Here is a 1,572-nt window from a genome sequence, read left to right as displayed (position 1 = left end):
TGTAGTTTCCTGATTTAGGTTGACTACTTGTATGTCTTAAACCTTGATAAAGTTGACTCAGTTAAACATAAAAACTGATTATAGTTGACTATTATTCTTTATCACTGATGTTGGTTGACTGAGTCATTCTTATAACTGTCCAGGGTTGACTGAAGGGCGTAGCCCTGAAGGAAACCCTGGACACGGCTGCAAAGGTAAACCTTTCTCAGGGATTATGCAAGAGTTTTGATTCTCTTTTATGTGCATTTCCCTGTAACTCGTCCATCTTTTAGTGATTTCTCCTACACACAAGGCAGCTTCTTTGGGTGTCATCATATCAATGCTCATGTGAGGACGTTCCTCGTTGTAGAAGCGTACCGCAGAGGCGACAGCCTGGATTACCTCATCAATATTGTGGAATGTCATTCCTTTGAGGAGCTCATTCTTCATTGTGTTGTTTATCCGCTCTGCCTGAGCGTTGTCCTTCGGATCTCCGCTCTCGGTCATGCTTATCTGTATTCCTTGCTCTTTCAGGATGGCTACGTACTTTGCACTCGCGTATTGGCACCCTCTGTCTGAGTGATGAATGAGCCTTACGTCTTCCTTGGCAATGCCGGAAAGCCTACGCAGAGCCATCTCAAGCGCTTTAATGGGATAGGCTGTATCAAGCGTTTCTCCGACACACCAACCGACAATCTCTTCGCTATAGGCATCGAGTATCAGTGACAGATAACAGAAATAATAGTGTTCTGCGTCAATCCATATTGTTATATATGTAATATCGCTCACCCACAGACGATTAGGCGCAAGAGGGATGTAATCCTTTATTAGGTTGGGAAACACGGGGAGCCCATGCGTGGAGTCTGTCGTACGAGGTTTACGCACTTTCAGACGTACCTTCAAGCCATACTTGTCGACAATATCGGCAAAACGATCACGCCCAAGGGGATGGCCTCCTTCAAAGGTCTTGCGATACATGTACCATAGTTTGCTCCCACCTATGCCAGGATCTTTCCTGCGGATCTCCTTGATGTAGAATACCGCGAATTCCTCACTTGCTATTCTTTCAAGCAGACGGTTCTCGTCATACTTGTAGTAAGCCTGCTTGGTAACGCCAAACAGTTTGCAGAGACTCTCCACCTGATAACGGCGGGAGTCCTCTGCATGCAGGTTCTTTACTGCTTGGCGCCAGCTTTTTTTCGGATAGAGATGTTGAACTGCTTCTCTGCAACGTTGATCAGTTCATTGAAGGCATCGGCACGAAGTGATTCATGGGCGAGTTCCTTCTTCAAACGGGCAATCTCTGCTTGCAATGCCTTGACATCCCCACTCTCAATACCTGCTTCGGGAGTTTCTGGATTGATGGATGACTTGCGCTTCATTACAACTTGAATTTGTTTCTCATCTGCAAAGTTACGAATCCATCTTGAAATTGTTGTCTCACCGACAGGAATAATTCGAGAAATCTTTGAACGACCAAGACCTTCTTGGGTATAAAGGCGTATTACCTCATCATAATACTTGTTTCGTTTCTCACAATTGTATTTCCACATAACTATTGACTTTGCGAGTCAACTTTTTCTAGGGAAAGAC

General features: G+C 44.7%; 2 protein-coding genes. Both read right to left on the bottom strand.

The window, feature by feature from the left end; genetic code table 11:
• Positions 1-129: 129 nt before the first annotated feature.
• On the bottom strand, positions 130-1,119 hold the full coding sequence (locus tag BACCOPRO_RS17050; RefSeq protein WP_008145714.1) for an IS3 family transposase: 990 nt from the start codon (positions 1,117-1,119) through the stop codon (positions 130-132).
• A 35-nt stretch (positions 1,120-1,154) separates the two neighbouring features.
• Positions 1,155-1,532, bottom strand: a complete 378-nt coding sequence (locus BACCOPRO_RS17045) for a hypothetical protein (protein WP_008145712.1) — start codon at positions 1,530-1,532, stop codon at positions 1,155-1,157.
• Between the last annotated feature and the right edge of the window lie 40 nt (positions 1,533-1,572).

The organism is Phocaeicola coprophilus DSM 18228 = JCM 13818 (assembly GCF_000157915.1).
GTDB lineage: Bacteria > Bacteroidota > Bacteroidia > Bacteroidales > Bacteroidaceae > Phocaeicola > Phocaeicola coprophilus.
This window is presented reverse-complemented; position numbering and strand designations above follow the sequence as displayed.